The 22,512-nt window shown below is 36.2% G+C and carries 20 protein-coding genes and 1 pseudogene; 18 read left to right on the top strand and 3 right to left on the bottom strand.

Going from position 1 to position 22,512, the window contains the following annotated elements; all coding sequences use genetic code 11:
• Positions 1 to 668: 668 nt before the first annotated feature.
• The 9 genes from ACFSCX_RS07465 (at position 669) to ACFSCX_RS07425 (ending at position 11,233) form a co-directional block, all read left to right on the top strand.
• A complete protein-coding gene (locus tag ACFSCX_RS07465) occupies positions 669 to 1,277 on the top strand; it encodes a hypothetical protein (protein ID WP_377927586.1) in 609 nt (202 codons plus the stop codon).
• An 11-nt stretch (positions 1,278 to 1,288) separates the two neighbouring features.
• Positions 1,289 to 3,181, top strand: a complete 1,893-nt coding sequence (dxs, locus tag ACFSCX_RS07460; protein WP_377927550.1) for a 1-deoxy-D-xylulose-5-phosphate synthase — start codon at positions 1,289 to 1,291, stop codon at positions 3,179 to 3,181.
• A gap of 4 nt (positions 3,182 to 3,185) precedes the next feature.
• The gene (locus ACFSCX_RS07455; RefSeq protein WP_377927549.1) at positions 3,186 to 4,031 is read left to right on the top strand and encodes a TlyA family RNA methyltransferase; all 846 of its coding nucleotides are present in this window, start codon (positions 3,186 to 3,188) and stop codon (positions 4,029 to 4,031) included.
• 116 nt (positions 4,032 to 4,147) lie between these two features.
• A complete protein-coding gene (ahrC, locus tag ACFSCX_RS07450) occupies positions 4,148 to 4,597 on the top strand; it encodes a transcriptional regulator AhrC/ArgR (protein WP_377927547.1) in 450 nt (149 codons plus the stop codon).
• Between the two features lie 18 nt (positions 4,598 to 4,615).
• Positions 4,616 to 6,346 carry a DNA repair protein RecN gene (gene recN, locus ACFSCX_RS07445; RefSeq protein ID WP_377927546.1) on the top strand — a complete coding sequence of 577 codons (1,731 nt, stop codon included), beginning with the start codon at positions 4,616 to 4,618 and terminating at the stop codon, positions 6,344 to 6,346.
• A gap of 124 nt (positions 6,347 to 6,470) precedes the next feature.
• The gene (spoIVB, locus tag ACFSCX_RS07440) at positions 6,471 to 7,760 is read left to right on the top strand and encodes a SpoIVB peptidase (protein WP_377927545.1); all 1,290 of its coding nucleotides are present in this window, start codon (positions 6,471 to 6,473) and stop codon (positions 7,758 to 7,760) included.
• A 341-nt stretch (positions 7,761 to 8,101) separates the two neighbouring features.
• Entirely contained in the window at positions 8,102 to 8,890 is a 789-nt protein-coding gene (gene spo0A / locus ACFSCX_RS07435; protein ID WP_377927544.1) for a sporulation transcription factor Spo0A, read from the top strand.
• A gap of 157 nt (positions 8,891 to 9,047) precedes the next feature.
• Positions 9,048 to 10,028: a tyrosine-type recombinase/integrase gene (locus tag ACFSCX_RS07430; RefSeq protein WP_377927543.1), complete on the top strand. Its 981-nt coding sequence runs from the start codon at positions 9,048 to 9,050 to the stop codon at positions 10,026 to 10,028.
• Positions 10,029 to 10,141: 113 nt separating this feature from the next.
• Positions 10,142 to 11,233: a hypothetical protein gene (locus ACFSCX_RS07425; RefSeq protein ID WP_377927542.1), complete on the top strand. Its 1,092-nt coding sequence runs from the start codon at positions 10,142 to 10,144 to the stop codon at positions 11,231 to 11,233.
• A 549-nt stretch (positions 11,234 to 11,782) separates the two neighbouring features.
• On the opposite strand, the gene ACFSCX_RS07420 is transcribed toward ACFSCX_RS07425, so the two are convergent.
• Positions 11,783 to 12,613, bottom strand: a complete 831-nt coding sequence (locus ACFSCX_RS07420) for an NHL repeat-containing protein (protein WP_377927541.1) — start codon at positions 12,611 to 12,613, stop codon at positions 11,783 to 11,785.
• A 219-nt stretch (positions 12,614 to 12,832) separates the two neighbouring features.
• Between ACFSCX_RS07420 and ACFSCX_RS07415 the strand changes: the two genes are divergently transcribed.
• The 4 genes and pseudogenes from ACFSCX_RS07415 to ACFSCX_RS07400 form a co-directional block, all read left to right on the top strand.
• The gene (locus ACFSCX_RS07415) at positions 12,833 to 13,402 is read left to right on the top strand and encodes a recombinase family protein (protein ID WP_377927540.1); all 570 of its coding nucleotides are present in this window, start codon (positions 12,833 to 12,835) and stop codon (positions 13,400 to 13,402) included.
• Positions 13,403 to 13,606: 204 nt separating this feature from the next.
• Positions 13,607 to 14,416, top strand: a complete 810-nt coding sequence (locus ACFSCX_RS07410) for a HEAT repeat domain-containing protein (protein ID WP_377927539.1) — start codon at positions 13,607 to 13,609, stop codon at positions 14,414 to 14,416.
• Positions 14,417 to 14,441: 25 nt separating this feature from the next.
• Positions 14,442 to 15,200 carry a DUF4145 domain-containing protein gene (locus tag ACFSCX_RS07405; protein ID WP_377927538.1) on the top strand — a complete coding sequence of 253 codons (759 nt, stop codon included), beginning with the start codon at positions 14,442 to 14,444 and terminating at the stop codon, positions 15,198 to 15,200.
• 147 nt (positions 15,201 to 15,347) lie between these two features.
• Positions 15,348 to 15,524, top strand: a pseudogene (locus ACFSCX_RS07400) (sporulation initiation factor Spo0A C-terminal domain-containing protein); the annotation flags it as partial.
• A 148-nt stretch (positions 15,525 to 15,672) separates the two neighbouring features.
• On the opposite strand, the gene ACFSCX_RS07395 reads toward ACFSCX_RS07400, so the two are convergent.
• The gene (locus ACFSCX_RS07395; RefSeq protein WP_377927537.1) at positions 15,673 to 15,807 is read right to left on the bottom strand and encodes a YycC family protein; all 135 of its coding nucleotides are present in this window, start codon (positions 15,805 to 15,807) and stop codon (positions 15,673 to 15,675) included.
• A gap of 101 nt (positions 15,808 to 15,908) precedes the next feature.
• Here ACFSCX_RS07395 and ACFSCX_RS07390 point away from each other — a divergent pair, with 101 nt between their 5' ends.
• Complete coding sequence (locus tag ACFSCX_RS07390; RefSeq protein WP_377927536.1) at positions 15,909 to 16,640, top strand: glycerophosphodiester phosphodiesterase; 732 nt, start codon at positions 15,909 to 15,911, stop codon at positions 16,638 to 16,640.
• A gap of 5 nt (positions 16,641 to 16,645) precedes the next feature.
• Here ACFSCX_RS07390 and ACFSCX_RS07385 read toward each other — a convergent pair whose 3' ends face one another.
• Positions 16,646 to 16,885 (bottom strand): DUF2627 domain-containing protein, encoded by a 240-nt coding sequence (locus ACFSCX_RS07385; protein ID WP_377927535.1) that lies wholly within the window; start codon positions 16,883 to 16,885, stop codon positions 16,646 to 16,648.
• 126 nt (positions 16,886 to 17,011) lie between these two features.
• Here ACFSCX_RS07385 and ACFSCX_RS07380 point away from each other — a divergent pair, with 126 nt between their 5' ends.
• The 4 genes from ACFSCX_RS07380 to buk all read left to right on the top strand — a co-directional run bounded on the left by ACFSCX_RS07380 (position 17,012) and on the right by buk (position 22,492).
• Positions 17,012 to 19,066 (top strand): sigma-54 interaction domain-containing protein, encoded by a 2,055-nt coding sequence (locus ACFSCX_RS07380; RefSeq protein ID WP_377927534.1) that lies wholly within the window; start codon positions 17,012 to 17,014, stop codon positions 19,064 to 19,066.
• 157 nt (positions 19,067 to 19,223) lie between these two features.
• On the top strand, positions 19,224 to 20,126 hold the full coding sequence (gene yqiS / locus ACFSCX_RS07375; RefSeq protein WP_377927533.1) for a phosphate butyryltransferase: 903 nt from the start codon (positions 19,224 to 19,226) through the stop codon (positions 20,124 to 20,126).
• Between the two features lie 25 nt (positions 20,127 to 20,151).
• Positions 20,152 to 21,255 carry a branched-chain amino acid dehydrogenase gene (gene bcd / locus ACFSCX_RS07370; protein ID WP_377927532.1) on the top strand — a complete coding sequence of 368 codons (1,104 nt, stop codon included), beginning with the start codon at positions 20,152 to 20,154 and terminating at the stop codon, positions 21,253 to 21,255.
• Between the two features lie 127 nt (positions 21,256 to 21,382).
• Positions 21,383 to 22,492, top strand: coding sequence for a butyrate kinase (buk, locus tag ACFSCX_RS07365; RefSeq protein ID WP_377927531.1), 1,110 nt, complete (start codon positions 21,383 to 21,385; stop codon positions 22,490 to 22,492).
• The last annotated feature ends 20 nt before the right edge of the window (positions 22,493 to 22,512 follow it).

Genomic DNA, 22,512 nt, shown 5'->3' with positions numbered 1-22,512 from the left:
ATGGAGTGGTGCAGTATTCTAGTCGGTCTCACGTTCTTGAGGGCGGGCCTAAAAATCCGCCAAAGGGCACATCGATGAAGTTTCTTGTGTCGGCTCGAGGCGCCCAGCCTTGGGTTGATGCTGGAAGTAAAGGTAGTAGGGCGATCCACAATGGCATGTGGGCGTTGACCCTGCTACCGCGGAGGCCCAGCTTAACGGGCATTTTGCTTTTAAGCTGGTGATAAACCTACTTCGTATTAATAAGCAATGGGGAATAATACAAGTAGCGTAGCCTGCCTTGAGTGGTGCTTGAGGGGATTATGGTTTAGGGACATCAGTCAAAAGGCCATTGGCAGATGTTTTTACTAGTTTTAGCCCTTCGCCCATATGAAATCATCACTGCAAAAGAGGCTAAGGAGCGTTTAGAGACTGCTCGAGGAAAACTCCTAGACTGTTCAACGCATGACAAGTAAAGAGGATTATAGTGCGGACTAAGTGGTAATCCAGTCTAGCTTTTGGCGACAAGGCTAAAATGGGTTTAAAGGGAAACCGCCAGAGTGGCGACGCTTGGTACTCATTTGGGAAAACCTACTGGACCTAAGCCGCAGTTTTTACTCTTTACTTGGCCACTCCTTTATACATATGAATCGGAATGAGAATCATAAGCCAGGTTTAAGGTGACGATAATGATAAAAGATACTTTTCGTAAATCGATACATTGGAGTGTAGGGATTGCCGTTATCACATTCGTGCTAGCGGCTATTTTTTCAATCGTTTCCACTTACCTTTTAAATGGGGTAACATGGGCGGTTGGGATGGTTATTGTTTTCGTCATCGTGCTAATAGGTGTTTTCTTTGATATGCTAGGGGTCGCTGCAACTGCAGCAGAAGAAGCGCCTTTCCATGCAATGGCCTCTGAGAAAGTAAAAGGAGCGAAGCAATCAATCCTCATTATAAGAAACGCCGATCGTTTTGCTAATTTTTGTAATGATGTGATTGGTGATATTTCAGGTATAATTAGTGGGACTGCCTCAGCCATTGTTCTGATCCAATTGTCAATAAGATTGAATCTAAAAGAAGATGGCATATATCAATTTATCATCTCTATTCTATTTACAAGTATTGTTGCTGCATTAACAGTAGGTGGTAAGTCAATTGGTAAAACAATAGCTATTCAACTATCGACTTATATTATTTTCCAGGTTGGAAAAGTGTTTTATTTTCTAGAGAGCCGATTTAACATAAAAATAATAAAAGATAATCGAGAAAAGAAAAAGAAAAAAACGAAACGAAAGTGAGTGATTCGTTCATGGATCTCACAACTATTAAAGACCCTACTTTCTTGAAAAATTTATCCGTACATGAATTACAACAATTAAGTGCAGACATCAGACAGTTCTTAATTGAAGTTACATCAAGAACTGGAGGACATATAGGCCCAAATCTAGGTGTAGTTGAGTTAACCATTGCTCTACATAAAATTTTTGACAGTCCAAAGGACAAATTTATTTGGGATGTTGGTCATCAAGCCTATGTCCACAAAATATTAACCGGGCGAACGAAACAATTTGACACGTTAAAGAAATACAAAGGCTTAAGTGGATTTCCAAAAATGGCCGAAAGTGAGCATGATGTATGGGAAACTGGCCATAGTTCTACGTCTCTTTCTGCCGCAATGGGCATGGCTATCGCTCGAGATATGAAACAAACAGGCGAATATATTATTCCTATTATCGGAGATGGAGCTATAACGGGTGGGATGGCCCTAGAGGCATTAAACCATATTGGACATGAAAAGAAAGATATGATTGTTATTTTAAACGATAACGAAATGTCCATCGCACCAAATGTTGGTGCGCTTCATAACATTTTAGGAAGATTACGTACAGCTGGAAAATATCATTGGGTTAAAGATGAATTAGAATATATTTTACGTAAAATCCCAGCAGTCGGTGGAAAGCTTGCAGATGCGGCTGAAAAAATAAAGGACAGTCTAAAATATTTGCTAGTCTCAGGGGTGTTCTTTGAAGAGCTAGGTTATACGTACCTAGGACCAGTTGATGGTCATAACTTTGATGATTTATTTGAGAATCTTCAATATGCTAAGAAAATGAAGGGACCTGTACTTGTTCACGTCCTTACGAAAAAAGGAAAGGGTTATCATCCTGCTGAATCAGATCGGTTAGGTACATGGCATGGGCCAGGACCATATAAGATTGAATCTGGTGATTTTATTAAGCCAGTAAGTTCACCGCCTGCCTGGAGTAAGGTAGTAAGTGAAACGGTAAGAAAAATGGCACGTACAGATGACCGTATTGTTGCCATTACTCCTGCGATGATACCTGGTTCAAAACTAGAGGGATTTGGACAAGAATTCCCCGATCGTTTGTTTGATGTAGGGATTGCTGAACAACACGCGACGACAATGGCTGCCGGATTAGCAACGCAAGGGATGAAACCATTTCTAGCGATTTATTCAACCTTCCTCCAAAGAGGATATGATCAAGTCGTACATGATGTTTGTAGACAAAACTTAAATGTATTCTTTGGAATTGATCGCTCCGGATTAGTAGGAGCTGATGGAGAAACTCATCATGGTGTTTTTGATATCTCTTTCCTACGTCACGTACCAAATTTAGTTTTAATGATGCCTAAAGATGAAAATGAAGGACAGCATATGGTATATTCTGCGCTAGAGTATGACGCAGGGCCTATTGCTGTCAGATACCCACGTGGAAATGGATTAGGTGTTCCAATGGACGAAGAGTTAAAGGCAATTCCAATTGGTACATGGGAAGTTTTAAAAGAAGGTACTGATTACGCAATATTAACTTTTGGTACTACAATTCCTATGGCATTAGAAGCTGCTCAAAAACTTGGAGAAATAGGAATTTCCGTGAAAGTAGTCAATGCACGATTCATTAAACCACTAGATGAATCAATGATAGTAAAATTACTTGATGACGCAATGCCAATTCTGACAATTGAAGAAGCGACGCTCGCAGGTGGATTTGGAAGCTCGATATTAGAATATGCTCATGATCATGGTTATCATGAAGCAAAAATAGACCGAATGGGCATACCAGACCGTTTTATAGAACATGGAAGTGTGAATGAGTTATTTGAAGAAATTGGCTTAACTGTTGAAACAGCGGTACTAAAAATACAAGCTATGCATCTAAAAAAACAACAAAGGGCCTAAAAAAATGAGTGCTAAAAAAGAACGTATAGACGTTTTACTTGTTGAACGAGGATTAATAGAAACAAGGGAGAAAGCCAAACGAGCCATTATGGCTGGGTTAGTTTATTCAAGTGATGGGAGAATTGACAAACCTGGTGAAAAAGTCGATAGAGATACTCATCTAGAAGTTAAAGGCAAGGTTATGCCATATGTTAGTCGTGGTGGTTTAAAGCTAGAGAAAGCGCTAAAAGAATTTGATATATCTGTTGAAGGAAAAGTAATGATTGATATAGGCTCCTCAACGGGTGGTTTCACTGATTGTGCCCTTCAAAATGGTGCAAAGCTTTCCTATGCTCTAGATGTAGGCTATAATCAGCTTGCATGGAAATTAAGACAGGATGAGCGAGTTGTCGTAATGGAACGAACTAACTTCCGTTATGCAAAACCAGAGGATTTTCAAAGAGGGTTGCCACAATTTGCATCAATTGATGTATCCTTTATCTCGTTAAGGCTTATTTTCCCAGTTCTAAAAACCATTCTTATACCAGGTAGTGATATTATTGCACTAGTAAAGCCGCAATTCGAAGCTGGGAAAGAACAAGTAGGAAAGAAAGGGATTGTTCGTGATCCGAAGGTCCACGAAGAAGTTATCCAAGGTATGATTGATTATACTTTGCAATTAGGCTATACATTAAAACACTTAACGTACTCTCCTATTACCGGTGGGGATGGGAACATTGAATTTCTTCTCCACCTTCATTGGAACGGTGAAGAAACAGGTCAAAACAACTTAAAGATGTCTGCAAAGCAAGTGGTTCAAAACGCTCATTATGATTTAAAGCAAGGACAAAAAGAACAACCAATCGATTAATCCCACTCAGTTTAAATAGAAACTGAGTGTTTTTTTTTAGAAATGGCTTGTACATGAAATACTACTTCATATAACATAGTGCTTAGAGAGAGTTCGATTAGAAAGAGGTGCCAATTTTGAATAAAGGGCAAAGACACATAAAAATACGTGAATTTATTACAAATAATGAGATAGAAACACAGGATGAATTAGTAGACATCCTAAAGGAATCTGGGTTTAATGTTACTCAGGCAACCGTCTCAAGAGATATAAAAGAACTCCACCTTGTTAAGGTCCCAATGCTAGATGGGAGATATAAGTACAGTCTTCCAGCCGATCAGCGTTTTAATCCGCTTCAAAAATTAAAAAGAGCCTTAATGGATGCCTTTGTTAAAATAGACTCAGCAGGACATATGCTTGTGATGAAGACACTACCAGGAAATGCTAACGCAATTGGCGCTCTCATCGATAATCTCGACTGGGATGAAATATTAGGGACAATTTGTGGTGATGACACCATATTAATCATATGTAAAACTCCAGAAGAAACTGATATCATTACAAAACGATTTTTAGATATGCTATAAAACAGAGGTGAATGCTCCTTGCTAGCTGAACTTTCAATACGTAATTTTGCCATAATTGAAGAACTTTCCGTCTCATTTCAAAAGGGACTAACAGTGTTAACAGGAGAAACGGGAGCTGGAAAATCAATCATCATTGACGCAATTGGATTGTTAGTCGGTGGTAGAGGGTCTTCTGAATTTGTACGATTTGGGATGGAGAAGGCCGAGATTGAAGGTCTTTTTATTATGGAAGAAAAAACACATTCTTGCTTTGATAAGCTTTCTGATTTTGGAATAGATACAAGTGAAGATATGATTGTGCTTAGAAGGGACATTCTCTCCAATGGAAAGAGTGTTTGCCGGGTTAATGGAAAGCTTGTAACCCTTGGGATATTAAGAGAGATTGGTCAAACATTATTAGATATTCATGGTCAACATGAACATCAACAATTAATGGATAGTGATCAGCATATCAAGCTGCTTGACCAATTTAGTGAGGAAGTAATAAGACCCGCCTTTGAAGAGTATTCACATCTTTTTAAACAATACCAAAATTTATCCTATCAATTGAAAAACTTAACTGAAAATGAGCAGCAATTGGCACATAGGCTTGATTTACTACAGTTTCAATATCAAGAAATTGAACAAGCAAAGCTTGAGCCAGGTGAAGATGAACTGTTGATGGAGGAGAAGTTAAAAATCTCCAACTATCAGAAGGTTTATAAGGCTTTACATTCTTCTTATCACTCCTTACATGGAGAACAAAAAGGCTTAGACTGGATAAGTTTGGCCATGAGTCAATTGGAAGACATTGCGTCAATTGACGCTCATTATAAGGAATTGTATGAAACGATATCAAGTACATTTTATCAGTTGGAAGATGCCATTTATTCCTTGAGAGATCAATTAGATGGGCTTGAGCATGATCCTGAGCGGCTAAACATGATTGAAAGTAGATTGAATGAGATTAATCAATTAAAGAGAAAATATGGACAAACCGTCATGGAGATTTTGGAGTATGCCTCCAAAATTGAAGAGGAAATTGATGAACTTGTAAATCGTGATTCACATATTTTAAAGGTGAAAAAGCAGCTTTCAGAAGTAATGGAAGATCTCCTTGTAGAGGCAGAAAATTTATCCGTCATTCGCAAAAAGTCTGCAAAATCTCTAGAGAAGGCGGTTCTAAAAGAATTAGCTGAAGTCTACATGGATAAAGCAGATTTTAGTATAAACTTTTCTCGAAAAGAGGGAACTCATACAGACCCTGTTGTAAATGGAGTGAATACGAAACTTCAAAAGGACGGTTTGGATATCATTGAATTTTTTATTTCTGCTAATCCGGGTGAACCATTAAAACCAATATCTAAGATTGCATCTGGCGGAGAACTTTCAAGAATCATGCTTGCGATGAAGACAATTTTTTCCAAACATCAAGGGGTAACGTCGATTATTTTTGATGAAGTAGATACTGGAGTTAGCGGGCGTGTTGCACAAGCAATAGCTGAAAAAATATATCGGGTTTCTACAAACTCACAAGTGCTATGTATTTCCCATCTTCCCCAAGTTGCTGCAATGGCTGATACTCATTTGTTTATTAGTAAAGAGATAACAGGTGATCGTACTAAAACGTCAGTAAGAACTTTAACAATTGAAGAAAAAACAACAGAAATTGCCAGAATGATTTCAGGTGTAGAAGTAACTTCGCTAACGCTTCAACATTCAAAAGAGCTTCTAATCCTAGCAGAGCAGTTGAAAAAGATATCATCTTGAAAAGCTATCCAAAATGGGTAGCTTTTTTTATTGACTTAAGGTTATAAATGACGGGTCGAAAGGTAAAATTATATATGTAGCCAACAAAGGTTATGGTGTGGGTAGGAGCGAGGAGAGTGAAAACATGACAAGAGATAAAATTAGAAAGATAATAGGTGCATTTCTCCTTGTTTCACTAGTGGCGATGGGTTTTTCACAGACGATTCAACATTATGTATTTATTCCAAACCAGCTTGTTCTGTTTGAAAACCAATCGGAACAAGTAGCTATTCCAGCTTCCACAACGATTCAATCAGAAAACGAGAACATTAAGCTAGAAAAAGGTAACGACACGCTTTCTATAGAGGGAAAAGAAAGCGGTGATAGTAGTATGATTCTTGAAATGGCAGGATTACCGATTAAGAAAGTCGATGTAAAAGTCCTATCGGATTTCAAAGTGATTCCTGGTGGACAATCAATAGGGGTAAAGCTTAATTCTTTAGGTGTATTAGTTGTGGGACATCATCAAATTGAAACTTCCAAAGGCAAGCAATCTCCTGGAGAAATAGCAGGAGTTCAGGTAGGGGACATTATTAAAAAAATTAACGGAAAATCCATTGAAAAGATGAGTGATGTCACTCCATTTGTTCAAGAAGCAGGGAGAACTGGAGACCCGCTTGATCTTGTCCTTATTAGAGATGAAAAAGAAATTAAAACAAAATTAATACCTCTAAAGGATAAAAATGAACCTTCTTACAGAATTGGCTTGTATATTCGGGATTCAGCAGCAGGTATTGGAACAATGACATTTTATCATCCCGAATCAAAAAGATATGGAGCATTAGGGCATGTTATTTCAGATATGGATACGAAAAAGCCAATTGTAGTGGATGATGGGCAAATTATAAGATCTACTGTAACATCCATTCAAAAAGGTGCTAACGGGACGCCCGGTGAGAAGCATGCAAGATTTTCTTCAGAAAAAGAAATCATCGGTGATATTTCTAGAAACAGTCCATTCGGTATTTTTGGAAAGCTTTCAAAAGATATGACAAATGGTATTATGGATGAGCCAATGCCAGTAGCTCTATCCCATCAGGTTAAAGAAGGACCAGCGAAAATCTTAACAGTTGTCGATAATGACGAGGTTCAACTGTTTGATATTGAGGTCGTTAGTACTGTCCCTCAAAAGTTTCCAGCAACAAAAGGAATGGTTATTAAAGTAACGGATCCTGAGTTGTTAGAAAAAACGGGTGGTATTGTACAGGGAATGAGTGGTAGTCCAATCATCCAGGATGGAAAAATCATCGGTGCCGTTACCCATGTATTCGTCAATGATCCTACCTCAGGTTACGGGGTCCACATTGAATGGATGCTTAATGAGGCAGGTTTAGATATATATGAAAAAGGTAGTGAAGAGCGTAAAGCGAGCTAGAAATAGCTCCTTATGCTCTTTTTTTCTTTCGGAAATAGGTTATAATGAGAGTAAGGTAAAGATTTTTCGACAAACACTATAGATTATGACACATTTCGTCGAAAATAGAAGAAAATCGGAGATATTAAGAGAAAATAGCTCATTTTTATTATTTTTTTCAAAAAAAAGAGGAAATTTGGTTGCATTGTCGAAAATCTCAATTAGAATAGAAATAGAACTTATTGTATTCCTATTTTTAATCCCTATTAAGATCGAACAATTTTTAAAATCGTGTTATTAACATGCTTTCGATTTTAAGGTAAGGTACATGGACTAATTAACGAACTGTAGGAGGAAATTCAGTGAAGAAAATCAAAGTTTGTTTAGTGGATGACAATCGTGAACTTATTGGGTTACTTGAGGATTATATGTCAGCACAGGAAGATATCGAAGTAATCGGGGTTGCTTACAATGGTCAGGATTGCTTAAATTTGTTAACTGATAAAGATCCAGATGTATTAGTCTTAGATATAATTATGCCACATCTAGACGGTCTGGCTGTATTAGAAAAAATGCGTGAACTAAATAAAGATAAGCAACCTAACGTTATTATGCTAACTGCCTTCGGTCAAGAAGATGTAACAAAAAAGGCGGTGGATTTAGGTGCTTCTTATTTTATCCTAAAGCCTTTTGATATGGAGAATTTAACAAGTATTATCCGCCAAGTAAGTGGTAAGGGTGTTTCACCAAAAAGAGCTGCGGTAAATACATATAGACCACAAGCTGAGAATAAGGGTAAAAACTTAGATGCAAATATTACAAGTATCATTCACGAAATTGGCGTTCCTGCTCATATAAAAGGTTATCTCTACCTTCGTGAAGCAATTTCAATGGTTTACAAAGATATTGAATTATTAGGCTCTATTACAAAAGTCCTTTATCCTGATATTGCAAAAAAATATAACACAACTGCTAGCCGCGTTGAACGTGCGATTCGTCATGCGATTGAGGTTGCGTGGAGCCGTGGGAATATCGATAGCATCTCGTCTTTATTTGGATATACTGTTTCCATGTCAAAAGCAAAACCAACAAATTCTGAATTTATTGCAATGGTAGCTGATAAGCTTCGCTTGGAGCATAAGGCTTCATGAGAGGGTAAGGAATAAGGGATTGGCATGAACTTAAACCAACCAATATTCTAAAACCTAATTTGAAGTACGGATTTATACCAATAAACTTTTCCCATCTCACCCAATAAATCAAAATGATTTATTGGGTTTTGTATTTGACTGGATGGGGAGGTTAAGTATGAAATTATCTGAATTAGAGTTTTTCCTTGAAGATTTTTTATTAGCATGTCAAAGCAAAAATCTTTCACCCAAAACGTTATCATCTTATGAACAATCATTAAAACTGTTTATTCTTTATTTGAAGAATGAACATGGTTTGGAAGATGTAAAACGGGTCAAGGCTGGTCATATTCGTCAATATGTGGCTTATGTTCAAGAGAGAGGCAAATATACAGTAGTAAATAAAGAAACATCAAAGAACATCAATCACCCTCAAAATAGAAGGGATTACAAGAAAAGAGTTTCAAATGTCACAATCAATAACTATATCCGTAATATCAAGGTGTTTTTTAATTGGTTAGAGCAAGAAGGGGAACTGCATAAGAATCCAGTACAAACAATAGAGCAAATAAAAACAGAAAGAAGACAAAAATTAGGAATAACTCAAGAGGAATTTAGCCAATTACTTTCACAGTTTGATTATACAAAGTTTCATGGTTATCGAAATAAAGTAGTAACTATGCTCCTTCAAGACACTGGTATGAGAATTAGTGAATGTTTAGCTTTAACAGTTGAAGCTATTGACTTTAAACATCGTATGATTTTAGTTACTAAGACAAAAGGAAGAAAAGAAAGGTATGTTTATTTCTCTCAAGTAATGTCGAGGGAATTAAAACATCACCTTAAGTTTAAGGACAGATATAGCGAAACAGACTTACTATTTCCAACAACAAGAAATACAGAACTTACTATTCAATCTTTTGAAAAACAATTAAAACAAGTAGGAAGACAAGTGGGGTTAAATATACATCCTCACCAAATTAGAAATAATTTTGCAAGACATTATTTGTTGAATGGTGGAGATTTTTACACTCTTTCGAGGATTCTTGGTCATAGTTCGGTTACAGTGACTGAACAATCTTACATGGACTTAACAAGAGAAGAAATTGCTAAAAAGTATCAACAACACAGCCCGTTAGCCAAATGGAATATAAAGTAGAATTTATTAGAATGGAAGCGGGTATCTGCTTCCTTTTTTCGTGTTAAAAATGGTAGTAGATATACCATGTAAATTATAAAAATTTGATAGTGCTTAGAAACGAGGGGTTTCAAATGAAAAAAGATACATTTACAGAAGAAGAAGCAATAAAAATCACTATTCAACATGGTTATAACGGCTCTGAATTTAAAACAAAGGTCTGGAAAGATAGAGGGTGTTTGTCAACTAACAGAACGCTGGATGCTCTAATCGGTAAATTAGAAACCATATATCATATTGTTGAAGTAAATGGGAAAGGAAAAAAGCGTAAATACACCCTTAAAAATAAAAAGGAAGAAATGACCGAGAGGGAGTACGATTACAAAGGCACTGTTCCAACTGAAGAAGAAGAAACGATGAAAGAATATTTCTTTCATAATCTTTTAAAGGATGGTTTAGGTTTCGCACGACCATACAGTGCATGGATTAAAGAATTTAAATTGTTTCAACGAAATCCATTCTCTAGTGAGGACTTAATGGATGAAATTAAAGAACTTCATATGGGTGTTCTTGTTAACCCTAAGGAAATTGTGAGCGAGTTTCATAAAGCCATTAACAATTATAACAAATCACTTATAGAGAACTCATTTAGAAGATTAGAAAGGGAAGGAAGAATCACTAGGTCAATAAGTTACATGTTTAGGACTATTGACGGTAACTATGAGGAAGTTGACGAAGAAAGATATGAAGAAGCAACAACTTTTAAAAAGGAATTAGTAGAATCATTTGACATAGAATATACCCAGTATATTCAAGCAAGTTTTCCTTTTGCTCATAGAAGTGAAAGAATGAAGGAAATCATTGAAGAAGTAAATAAACAAATGGAGATGGAGTTTGGCATTAAGTATATGTACCAAGCGATAGGCATTTCAGTCATAGATGAAAAAGTAATAAAAGAAGTATCGAAAGAAGATTTTGACCAAGCTTATTTTAAGAAGTTTATAAAGTTAGCACAAAATAGGCAAGAAAGCAAAAAATATAAAGAAACTAAATCTTTCTGGAGAAGGACATATCTCATGAATACGTTGAAAATCCTATCAATAATCTTAAAGGACAAATCAGTATTTGATGGATTAGAAGAATTATTACGTAAAGAACTGAAGAAGAAATCCAAAGAAGAATTTCTAGATTATGTTGGAGATTATGATGATGACTTTGAGTTTTGATATATGAAAGATAATAAGGAATCAATTTTGTACACATCCCAAACTAGTAATAATATTTATATATACTATAGTGGGTTGTGTACAAATATGATGATAGAAAGAATCTATATAAGTATTACATTTTGTCGATGTGAGGGGGGTTCGGGGGGTGGTGCATCGACAGCGTTGCATTTCATTTTGGGGCGAAGCCACAAAATAAATGCAATGTTTGTGGTAGCACCCCCCGAGTGATTAAGAAGATTTATTAAACATGAACTCCGCTCTGCTCCGTTCATGTGGTCGCTTCACTCCCAGCATTGACAACTAAAAATAAATATCATTCCAAGTGTAAAGGTGGCACTCACAAATTTCTGTGGGTGTTTTTTTTATATAACACTTCTAGTCAGCAACTCTTGTTATAAATCTACGATTCGAAAGCATTATTGTATTGATAAAGCCATATATTATCAGCTTTCACTCGAAAATATAGAGAAAATAAGGAATAGGCAAGATCCGTTGTAAACAAAGGGAAAACTCATTAGTGCCGAAAACGTCTTCGATAAACAACAATCATGAATATTCTTTGTGGTTTATAATTTTGTAAACCTTCACATTACTATCATCTATGGATAGAAAGTGATTTGATTCCCTTGTATCTAATCCTCTTGTATTACCGTTGATACTACCTATTAGTTGTGGACGGTTTTTGCCAATTTCCCAACAATAAAGTTCTCCATGGGAGTTATATCTATCAAAAAAGTAAGCGAATTTTCCCCTTACACAGACACCATTTGACCCATGTAAGACTTTTGGAACTTTGTAAGATTCAATAGTTCTTTTAAAAGGATTGACATTAAGTAAAGGAAAGTCTGTATAAGGAAAAAGCCAAAGTGAAGGGGACTTGCCTTTACAAATCGCATAACAATCAACAATAGGTGGTCTGTCTAATAAATCGCTATGGTATCTAAATAAAGGAGTGCCTTCATGAGAAAAAAGGACAAGTCCCTCAGTTGAAATACCTCTTCCAAATACTCCTTCATCAAAATAACTAATCCAAATACCTTCGTTACTAACTACTATGTCCTCAATAGCATCCCCACAGTTAAATGAATTAAGTAAAGTTCCATCAAGGTTAAGTATAAAAACATTGTCTGTTTTGCTATCATTACGTGCGTCAGCAATTAAGAAACGGTTATAGTCAATCCATCTAACTAAAGGATAAGGACAAGTAATACTAAGATTGGATAGCATAATTTGATTTTCTCCAATTTGAACTATGATATTTCTATTATCTTTATAGACTAATATCAATCCATAGTTGTCTGTCCAATCACAATCAATTAATTTAACATTGTCATCATCAGATTGTTTTGAGTACAGAATGGTTTCAATAATGTCCATTAAATCAACTCCAAAAATACCGTTTGTAAATATTATACAACAGATAAGAGTATCAAAAACGAATGTTTATGACACTATCCTTAAATCTCATAGAAATCATATGAATATAGTTGAAATGTAGTATCAAAAACCGTTTCAAAAACATTGTATCTTTATTTACTTATATAACCCTTTTTAATACAATATAAGTAACAAATAATAATGGATGGTGATACATAAATGAAAATTGGTTATGCAAGAGTAAGCACTCAAGACCAATCGTTAGACCTTCAATTAGATGCTTTAGAGAAAGTTGGATGTGAAAAGATTTATGAAGAGAAAGTAAGTGGCATGAAGGATGATAGACCACAGCTACTTGATTTATTGAAGTATGCAAGAGAAGGTGATGTACTTGTGGTGTACAAGTTAGACCGTTTAGGAAGGTCTACAAAAAGGTTGATTGAACTTTCAGACGAACTTCAAGATAAAGGGATAGAATTAGTAAGTATTAGAGATAGCATAGACACCACCACCGCAGTCGGTAAAGCCATGTTTAGAATGTTAGCTGTCTTATCTGAAATGGAGCGGGATTTAATCTCAGAACGTACGAGAGCGGGTCTAGAGAGTGCTAGAGCAAGAGGTAGAAGTGGTGGAAGACCTAAGAAAGATAAAAAGGATATTGAGAAGGCTTTGAAGCTATATGATACAGAACAGTACACGGTAAAAGAAATAGAGGAAATGACAAATGTTTCGAAAGCTACATTGTATAGAGAGATAAGGAAGCGGAAAAGTAATAAGGCAATTGTGTAGGCACTCACTAATCAAGGTGAGTGTCTTGTTTATAGTGGGGGATAGTTTACATCAAAATCATTGATTGGTGTTCTGTGCGAGGTGCTAATACACTTTTAGACAGACTATGACTTAATTTTGAAGCGAGTGAATAGAACATAATGGTATAATAAGGAAAACTTGTAGAATGCAAATGAGCAAAATTAAACAAATGGATGTGAAGGAATGTATAATTTTGTACATGAAGTCGGAAGTATCAAAAATAGAGAGTTACGATATTTTATTGGTAATGATTATTTTCATGATGGGGCAATACATAAAATCGAGTTTGTTAATGAAGAGGTACTTGAAATCGTGGTGTCGTGCGAAAGGGAATGGGTAGCAGACTACAATTTAACAGAAGGGTATTCACCAGAAAGTATTGGTTATGACCAAAGATTTAATGAAAAATATATGTATCGTCTAAAGTTCTTGGATTGTAAGTTATTTGAAACAAACATATCTGAAAATGGACTTGAGTATATCAATGGAAGGTTTAAAGATACAGCTAGGCTTCAACAGATTAAGAGAGTAGAAAAAAAGGAACACTTCCATTTTAGAATGCAACTTAGTGGAGGATATGTGGATATTATTTTTGGTGACTTTACGATAGAAAAGGTAAATGGAGAAGGAATACCTCTTATTGATATTGGAGATATTATTCCTTTTTCTCATGCTCTAAATACGTTTAAGGATGTTCCCATTGAAGAAGTTAGAAATGAAAGTTTAAATGGAGATTGGTTAGACAGATATTTAGCAATCCAGTATCTTAGTGAGGTAGATGATACATATGCACTTGTGTCGGCAATGAAGTCACTTAATCATGAAGATGATGAAGTAAAGCTATCAGCAGTTCATGTGCTGGGGAAATATGCAAATAGAGATGTAGTTCCTACGTTATTCCAAATGTGGTTAAAAAGTGATGAGGTACTGTTTAAAAAGCATATTATGGATAACATTGAAAAGATACATTACAGAACTAATCTAAGTATATAAAACATGGAATTTAAAATTAGAAGGTGTGATTATTCTGGATAGATTAGATAGGAAAGTTTATTGTAATAAATGTAATCATGATACGAATCATGAAGTAATATCAAAACATGAAGAAAGAAGTAGTTCTACAGACGATTTCCAATGGCAAAGTCAATATTTCATAGTACGTTGTCTTGGATGTGACAATATATCATTTGTGAGTATTTATGGAGATGAGGACTGTTGGGAATATGATGAAACTGGGAATAGAAACTGGACTGACACTTGCACAGTTCATCATAAAGATGGTGGGTCTATTTCTTATTCAACTTCTAAAGAAGAAGTACCCCCTCTCAAAGATTATTCACCTAGATTGCCAATGGAGTTCTCAAATGTACCGCCTAAGCTAGAAGGCTTATATAACCAAGTTGTAGATGTATATAACTTTGATTATTTATTGCTATGTTCAGCTGGGATAAGAACATTAATAGAAGCTATATGTAGGGAGTTATCAATTACAGTAGGAAACTTATATAATAATGATGGTGAAATTAGATTAAATAAAAAAGGGGAAGAAATTAAATCTTCATCTCTAGAAGGAAAAATTTTTGGACTTTATGAGAAGGGATATATCGTTTGGGAACAAGTGAAAATTCTACAGACTATAAGAGAAATAGGAAATACAGCTGTACATGAAATAATTGAACCTCAAAGGTCTGATTTGAAGAACTCAATTATAATAATTGAGAAAGTGTTAGATTTAATATATGAGGTGAAAAACACAAGGTTTCATAACATTAAGTAATTTAAGTGGACTTGTTATGATTGATTTTTCAACTTTTTAAAATTATAATTAATTTGTACCAACAAATTCAAATCGAAAACCAACAAATACATATGAGATGATAAAGTTTAATTGCTTAAATCCGAATAGAATTACTCTTAGAAAATTAGCCGTGTTGAACGTGCGATTCGTCATGCGATTGAGGTTGCATGGAGCCGTGGGAATATCGATAGCATCTCGTCTTTATTTGGATATACGGTTTCCATGTCAAAAGCAAAACCAACAAATTCTGAATTTATTGCAATGGTAGCTGATAAGCTTCGCTTGGAGCATAAGGCTTCATGAGAGGGTAAGGAATAAAAAACGCCTCATAAGCTAATTATGAGGCGTTTTTACTGGGAATCTTTTTTGGAGCGATAAAACATTTGGCTATTCTCTCCTTATATACGAGGAAAAATAATGGGTCCTATGTTTAGATTATGAAGATTCCTGGCTACTTGTCCTTTTCTAATTCCATGAGCTTTTGTATTAAAATATGTTGAGGCATATGCATGATCTGTTCTAAAGGAACGCCAAGTTTTTTTGAAAGCATTTGCGCCGTTTCTGCAGATATTTGTAGAGGCTTCATAATATTCTCCTTTATATTTTGTTCATTTGTAGGATATATCATTATCAGCATTTTCACAAGGTAGTTGTATTTGAAATTATATTTTGTTAGGAGAAACAAAGATGACACAAATATTTGGTCATAGAGGGTCTGCTGGAACACATCCTGAAAATACAATGATGTCTTTTCAAGAGGCAGAGCGTGTTGGTGCTGATGGAATTGAATTAGATGTTCAGTTATCAAAAGACGGAGAAATGGTCATCATCCATGATGAAAAGGTAGATCGCACAACAGATGGTAAAGGTTGGGTGAAGGACCTGACCTTAAAGGAGCTAAGACAGTTAGATGCAAGTTACAAATTCTCCTATAATGAAAGATGTATAATTCCAAGTCTTGAGGAACTCTTTAGTTGGGCTTCGCCGAATTCTTTGCTAATCAATGTGGAACTGAAAAATACCGTTGTTCTTTATGAGGGGCTTGAAGAGAAGGTCATCCAACTTATTCGAAATTATCATATGGAGAATCGAGTCATTATCTCTTCATTCAATCATTATAGTTTAGTAAAATGTAGGAACATTGCCCCAGACATAGAGATAGGTGCCTTATATAGTGATGGACTATTTGAACCATGGCACTACGCTACACGAATTGGGGCGGGTGCCCTTCATCCTAACTATAAAGCAGCACCCCCAGAAATTATTTCTCAGTCCCAACTAAATGGAATCAAAATGCGTCCATATACAGTCAATAAAGTTGAAGATATGAAAAAGCTTTTTTCAGTTAACTGTTCTGGCTTTTTCACTGATTTTCCAGAGCGAGCAGTATTACTAAAACCAAAAAATAGACCTCAATGAGAGGTCTATTTTTTTGGTTGGAAACGTTGTTGGACTTTATTTCTTTTTTTGTCACGATAAAAGACAAATCCCCCAACTAACCACAATCCCCCACCTATGAGAGCCAGTCCAATGAAAAATTGTAACCATAAAAATGGGATAGGCGGTTGCAAAATTCCAAAAGTTAAATCACGAATTAGTTTTATCCCCATAACAGCCATTATGACTGGAATCACTACAACGATAAGTGCAAGGTATCTTTGCATAAAAAATTCCTTTCCCTAAAGTATTCATTTTTTTATTATACACCATTATAGCAAATAGAGATTTGTCAAATTAGGCAATAACCTGTAAGATAAATATGCAATAGTTTGCAAACGGGAGTGTATAATATGCAAAAATTGTTAATTATTGGTGCTGGAAAAGGGGGCACTGCTATACTTAAGCATTTGAGAGAGACAAGTACGATGGAAATCGTCGCTATTGTTGATATCAATGAGTCAGCGCCTGGGATAGCTTATGCCAAATCAAATGGAATATTGACAGGTAAAGACTGGTCTGAGTTATTGGATTATGATCTTGATATTATTATTGAGGCAACTGGAAATGATGCTGTTTTTGAACAAATAAGAGAAAAGAAGCAGAAAAAAACAATTCTAATCCCTGGCTCAGTAGCACATACTCTCTCAAATTTGATGGAAGAAAAAGAGCTTTTAATTAATGAACTCAAAAATCAATCGTATAAATATGATTTGATATTAAACTCAACCCATGACGGAATGGTTGTTGTTGATATTGATGGAACTGTTGTCTTGTTTAATAAAAGTGCCGAAAGAATGACCGGAAAAAACAGAGATTTTGTTTTAGGAAAGCATATATTAAAAATCATTCCAGGAAGCCAGCTTCCACGTGTGTTAAAGCACCGTGAGTTAGAGATTAATAAGGAATTAGAACTTGAAAATGGCAAGAAAATCATTACGACTCGAATACCCATTGTAACAGAAACAGGGACTCTGCTCGGTGCATTTGCAGTTTTTAAGGATATTACAGAAGTAGTAAACTTAGCCGAAGAGCTAACGAATTTGAAAGATATTCAAATACAACTAGAAGCAATTATTCAATCCTCAGAAGAAGCAATTTCCGTTGTTGACGAAGAAGGGAAAGGGATTTTAATTAATCCTGCCTATACGAGAATTACAGGTTTGTCTAGGGAAGAGGTAGTTGGACAGCCTGCCACTGCGGATATTTCTGAAGGGGAAAGCATGCATATGCAGGTGCTTCAAACTAGAAGACCAGTTCGTGGTGTGAGAATGAAGGTTGGTCCTCATCATCGTGACGTCATAGTAAATGTAGCTCCTATTATCGTTGACGGAAAGCTAAAAGGTAGTGTTGGTGTTATTCACGATGTATCAGAAATCCAGTCGTTAACAAATGAACTGAAAAGAGCTAGACAAATTATTAGAACCTTAGAAGCAAAGTATTCCTTTGACGATATTATTGGGACATCAGAAGAAATGATGTTTGCCATTGAACAGGCAAAATTAGGGGCTAAAACTCCTGCTACTGTATTGCTCCGAGGGGAATCGGGGACAGGTAAAGAGTTATTTGCTCATGCTATACATAATGGAAGTGATCGAAAGTATAACAAGTTTATTCGAGTGAATTGCGCAGCTATATCAGAATCACTATTAGAGAGTGAATTGTTTGGATATGAAGAAGGTGCCTTCTCTGGAGCAAAGAGGGGGGGTAAAAGAGGATTTTTTGAAGAAGCTAATAATGGAAGTATATTTTTAGATGAAATAGGCGAACTTTCAGCGAGTATGCAAGCTAAACTCTTGAGAGTACTTCAAGAGCATGAGATTGTGAGGGTCGGAGGTACTAAACCGATTGCAGTCAATGTAAGAGTGATTGCAGCTACAAATGTGAATTTAGAAAAAGGAATTGCAAACGGTACCTTCAGGGAAGATCTCTACTATCGTCTAAATCGCCTGCCTATTCATATTCCGCCATTACGTCAACGTAAACAAGATATACCTGGATTGTGTTCTCATCTATTGCAAAAAATTAATAGGGATTATGGACGTATCATTGAGGGGTTGACATCACATAGTTTGGAATACCTATCAAGCTATGATTGGCCAGGAAATGTTAGGGAATTAGAAAATATTCTTGGACGAGCCGTTATTTTTATGAAACACACAGAAAATAAAATTGATATACATCACATTCCTAAATTAGAAAAAGAGGGGCAAACTAAAAGTAAAACTGAGATAAGGACAGCTAGTATGCAGCCATTATCTGAAATGGTTGAGGAATTTGAAGCAAAGCTGCTTAGACAAGTCTTAAATGAAAATCAAGGTAACAAAACCATTACAGCAAAACAGCTTAAAATCTCACTAAGAAGTTTGTACTATAAGCTAGAAAAATACAGGATCATGCAAAATTAAGCGTGCAAAAAAATGCATAACTTGCAAAAAGTTGCATCACTTAGACAGATCACATGTGTATGAATAAAGCGTTTTCAATAATATTAAATTGGCACGATTCTTGCATGTAATATAATGTGAGAAATATTTTAAAAAGAAATGGGGTTGAGAGCCAATCATGAAGCTAGATACACTCATAAAAAAAGCAACCCAATATTCTGGTAAGGTCGTTGCAGTCGCTGCTGCTGAAGATGATGAAGTAATCGAATCGATAGCCCTAGCAATTGAAAACAACTTAGCTACTTTTCAACTATTTGGAAATGAACCAGAAATCAGGAGATTGTTATCAAGTAAAGGATTAGAAAATCATGAATCCATCAAAATCCATCATGCTAACACAAAAGAAAGAGCGGCAGAATTAGCAGTTAAAGCTGTTAGTTCTAAAGACGCAGATGTATTGATGAAAGGAAATTTACCAACCTCAACAATTCTTAAAGCCGTATTAAATAAAGAGTATGGGTTAAGGAGTGGTAGTGTATTATCACATGTAGCTGTTTTTGAAGTACCTGGTTTTGAACGATTTACAATTGTAACGGATGCAGCAATGAATATTTCACCGGATTTGGTTGAAAAGTCACAGATTGTTACAAATGCTGTAAAAGTAGCAAAATCAATTGGAATCCAAGTCCCAAAGGTTGCTCCACTTGCAGCAGTTGAAGTAGTAAATCCAGCAATGCAAGCAACGTTAGACGCAGCAGCATTAACTCAGATGCAGTCTAGAGGACAACTAGTAGATTGTATCGTTGATGGTCCACTAGCCCTTGATAATGCAGTTTCTCATGATGCAGCAGAACATAAAGGAATTACCGGACAAGTTGCAGGCCAAGCAGATATATTACTAGTACCGACAATTGAAGTTGGGAATGTTTTATATAAATCACTGATTTATTTTGCGAAAGCGAAGGTAGGAGCTATTATAGCTGGAGCCAAAGCACCAATCGTATTAACATCTAGAGCTGATACTGCGGAAAGTAAATTATATTCACTTGCATTAGCAGTTTGCTCTGCTTCTAATAAATAAAGGATAAATGGGGAGGAAAATTACAATGGAAATTTTCAAGTATATGGAGACTTATGATTACGAGCAGTTAGTTTTATGTCAGGATAAGGAATCAGGATTGAAAGCAATTATCTGTATCCATGACACTACTTTAGGACCTGCATTGGGCGGTACTCGCATGTGGACATACGAATCTGAGGCTGCTGCTATTGAAGATGCTCTTAGATTAGCAAAAGGTATGACTTATAAGAATGCAGCGGCAGGATTAAATCTTGGTGGTGGAAAGACCGTTATTATTGGAGATCCACGTAAAGATAAAAATGAAGCGATGTTCCGTGCATTTGGACGCTATATCCAAGGATTAAATGGTCGATACATCACTGCTGAGGATGTAGGGACAACTGTTGCTGATATGGATTTAATTCATGAAGAAACTGATTATGTAACAGGAATCTCACCTGCTTTCGGTTCATCTGGTAATCCATCACCTGTAACAGCTTATGGGGTTTACCGTGGAATGAAGGCAGCAGCAAAGGAAGCATTTGGTTCTGACTCACTTGAAGGGAAAGTTATTGCTGTACAAGGTGTTGGAAATGTTGCTTATACACTTTGCCGTTACTTACATGAAGAAGGCGCTCAATTAATAGTTACTGATATTAACAAAGAAGCTGTAGCAAAGGCTGTCGAAGAATTTGGTGCAAAAGCTGTAGATGTAAATGATATTTACAGTGTTGACTGTGACATATATGCACCATGTGCACTTGGTGCAACAATTAATGATGATACAATTCCACAGCTTAAGGCGAAGGTAGTTGCTGGAGCTGCAAACAATCAATTAAAAGAGACTCGTCACGGCGACATGCTGCATGAAATGGGTATCGTATATGCTCCAGATTATGTTATTAATGCTGGTGGGGTAATTAATGTAGCAGATGAACTTTACGGTTACAACCGTGATCGTGCTATGAAGAAAGTAGAAACTATCTATGACAACATTGAACAAGTAATCAACATTTCTAAACGTGATGGGGTTCCAACTTATGTTGCAGCTGACCGTTTAGCTGAAGAGAGAATTGCTACAATGAGAAACTCTAGAAGTCAATTCTTACAAAACGGAAGACATATTTTAAGTCGTCGTAATGGACGTTAAAAGTAATCAAAAAAATAAGTATTAACAGAGGTAAGTCCGAGGTGTGGGAGGTATGTCATCATAGTAGCTATCAGCATCCCACCTCTCACCTCATAGCTAACTCACCTCTAAAATGGAGGTTTCAACATTGCAAGAAAATGAACACCGCATTCTAGTCATTAATCCAGGTTCCACTTCCACTAAAATAGGGGTTTTTTCAAATGAAGTTTCAATCTTTGAAAAAACAATCAGACATGATGCAGAAATCATTTCTTCTTTTTCAAACATTATTGATCAATATGAGTTTAGAAAGAAAACAATATTAGAAGCTTTAGATCATGAAGGCATTAACATATCTAAATTAAGTGCTGTTTGCGGTCGTGGCGGATTACTTCGTCCAATTGAGGGCGGAACCTATGACGTAAACGATTTAATGCTGAAAGATTTAAGAAAAGGATATTCAGGACAACACGCTTCGAACCTTGGCGGTATTCTTGCTTTTGAAATTGCTTCTGGTCTAAATATACCTTCCTTTATCGTTGATCCGGTCGTTGTTGATGAACTAGATCCAATTGCTCGTATTTCTGGTGTATCAGAAATAGAACGTAAAAGTATATTTCATGCACTCAATCAAAAAGCAGTCGCAAGAAGAGTGGCGAAGGATTTAGGGAAGAAATATGAAGAGCTCCATTTGATTGTTACTCATATGGGTGGAGGTATAACAGTCGGAGCTCATAAAAATGGAAGAGTTATTGATGTGAATAATGGCTTGCACGGAGATGGCCCTTTTAGTCCAGAACGTGCAGGAACAGTTCCAGCTGGTGACCTAGTTTCTCTTTGTTTTTCGGGTGAATATTATCGAGATGAAATTATGAAGAGGTTAGTAGGGCAAGGTGGACTTGTCGGTTACCTAGGTACAAACGATGCTGTAAAAGTGGAAAAAATGATTGAAGCAGGTAATAAAGAAGCGAAACTTGTCTACGATGCAATGGCTTATCAAGTGGCTAAAGAGATTGGGTCTGCAGCGGCAGTTTTGTCGGGGAAGATAGACGCAATTATTCTAACAGGTGGCTTAGCCTATGGGAAAGAATTCGTTGAATCTATAACCGAAAGAGTAAAGTGGATTGCGGATGTCATTGTACAGCCCGGAGAAAATGAACTTCAAGCATTAGCAGAAGGAGCATTGCGTGTGCTTCGCGGAGAAGAAAAAGCAAAAGAATACCCTGGGAAACCCATGCAACAGGTTGTTCGAGTATAGGTTCGAAAGGAGAGATATAA

Origin of the sequence: Bacillus salitolerans (genome assembly GCF_042680805.1) — a bacterium.
Lineage (GTDB): Bacteria > Bacillota > Bacilli > Bacillales > SA4 > Bacillus_CJ > Bacillus_CJ salitolerans.
The sequence above is the reverse complement of the archived record's forward strand: the minus strand, read 5'-3'. Positions and strand labels throughout refer to the sequence as shown.

Coding starts and splice junctions, on each gene's coding strand:
- dxs (WP_377927550.1), top strand. CDS start 1,289: ATGGATCTCACAACTATTAAAGACCCTACTTTCTTGAAAAATTTATCC.
- ACFSCX_RS07385 (WP_377927535.1), bottom strand. CDS start 16,885: ATGCAAAGATACCTTGCACTTATCGTTGTAGTGATTCCAGTCATAATG.
- ACFSCX_RS07415 (WP_377927540.1), top strand. CDS start 12,833: ATGAAAATTGGTTATGCAAGAGTAAGCACTCAAGACCAATCGTTAGAC.
- spoIVB (WP_377927545.1), top strand. CDS start 6,471: ATGACAAGAGATAAAATTAGAAAGATAATAGGTGCATTTCTCCTTGTT.
- bcd (WP_377927532.1), top strand. CDS start 20,152: ATGGAAATTTTCAAGTATATGGAGACTTATGATTACGAGCAGTTAGTT.
- ACFSCX_RS07420 (WP_377927541.1), bottom strand. CDS start 12,613: ATGGACATTATTGAAACCATTCTGTACTCAAAACAATCTGATGATGAC.
- ACFSCX_RS07455 (WP_377927549.1), top strand. CDS start 3,186: ATGAGTGCTAAAAAAGAACGTATAGACGTTTTACTTGTTGAACGAGGA.
- ACFSCX_RS07425 (WP_377927542.1), top strand. CDS start 10,142: ATGAAAAAAGATACATTTACAGAAGAAGAAGCAATAAAAATCACTATT.
- ACFSCX_RS07390 (WP_377927536.1), top strand. CDS start 15,909: ATGACACAAATATTTGGTCATAGAGGGTCTGCTGGAACACATCCTGAA.
- ACFSCX_RS07395 (WP_377927537.1), bottom strand. CDS start 15,807: ATGAAGCCTCTACAAATATCTGCAGAAACGGCGCAAATGCTTTCAAAA.
- ACFSCX_RS07410 (WP_377927539.1), top strand. CDS start 13,607: ATGTATAATTTTGTACATGAAGTCGGAAGTATCAAAAATAGAGAGTTA.
- ACFSCX_RS07380 (WP_377927534.1), top strand. CDS start 17,012: ATGCAAAAATTGTTAATTATTGGTGCTGGAAAAGGGGGCACTGCTATA.
- ACFSCX_RS07430 (WP_377927543.1), top strand. CDS start 9,048: ATGAAATTATCTGAATTAGAGTTTTTCCTTGAAGATTTTTTATTAGCA.
- yqiS (WP_377927533.1), top strand. CDS start 19,224: ATGAAGCTAGATACACTCATAAAAAAAGCAACCCAATATTCTGGTAAG.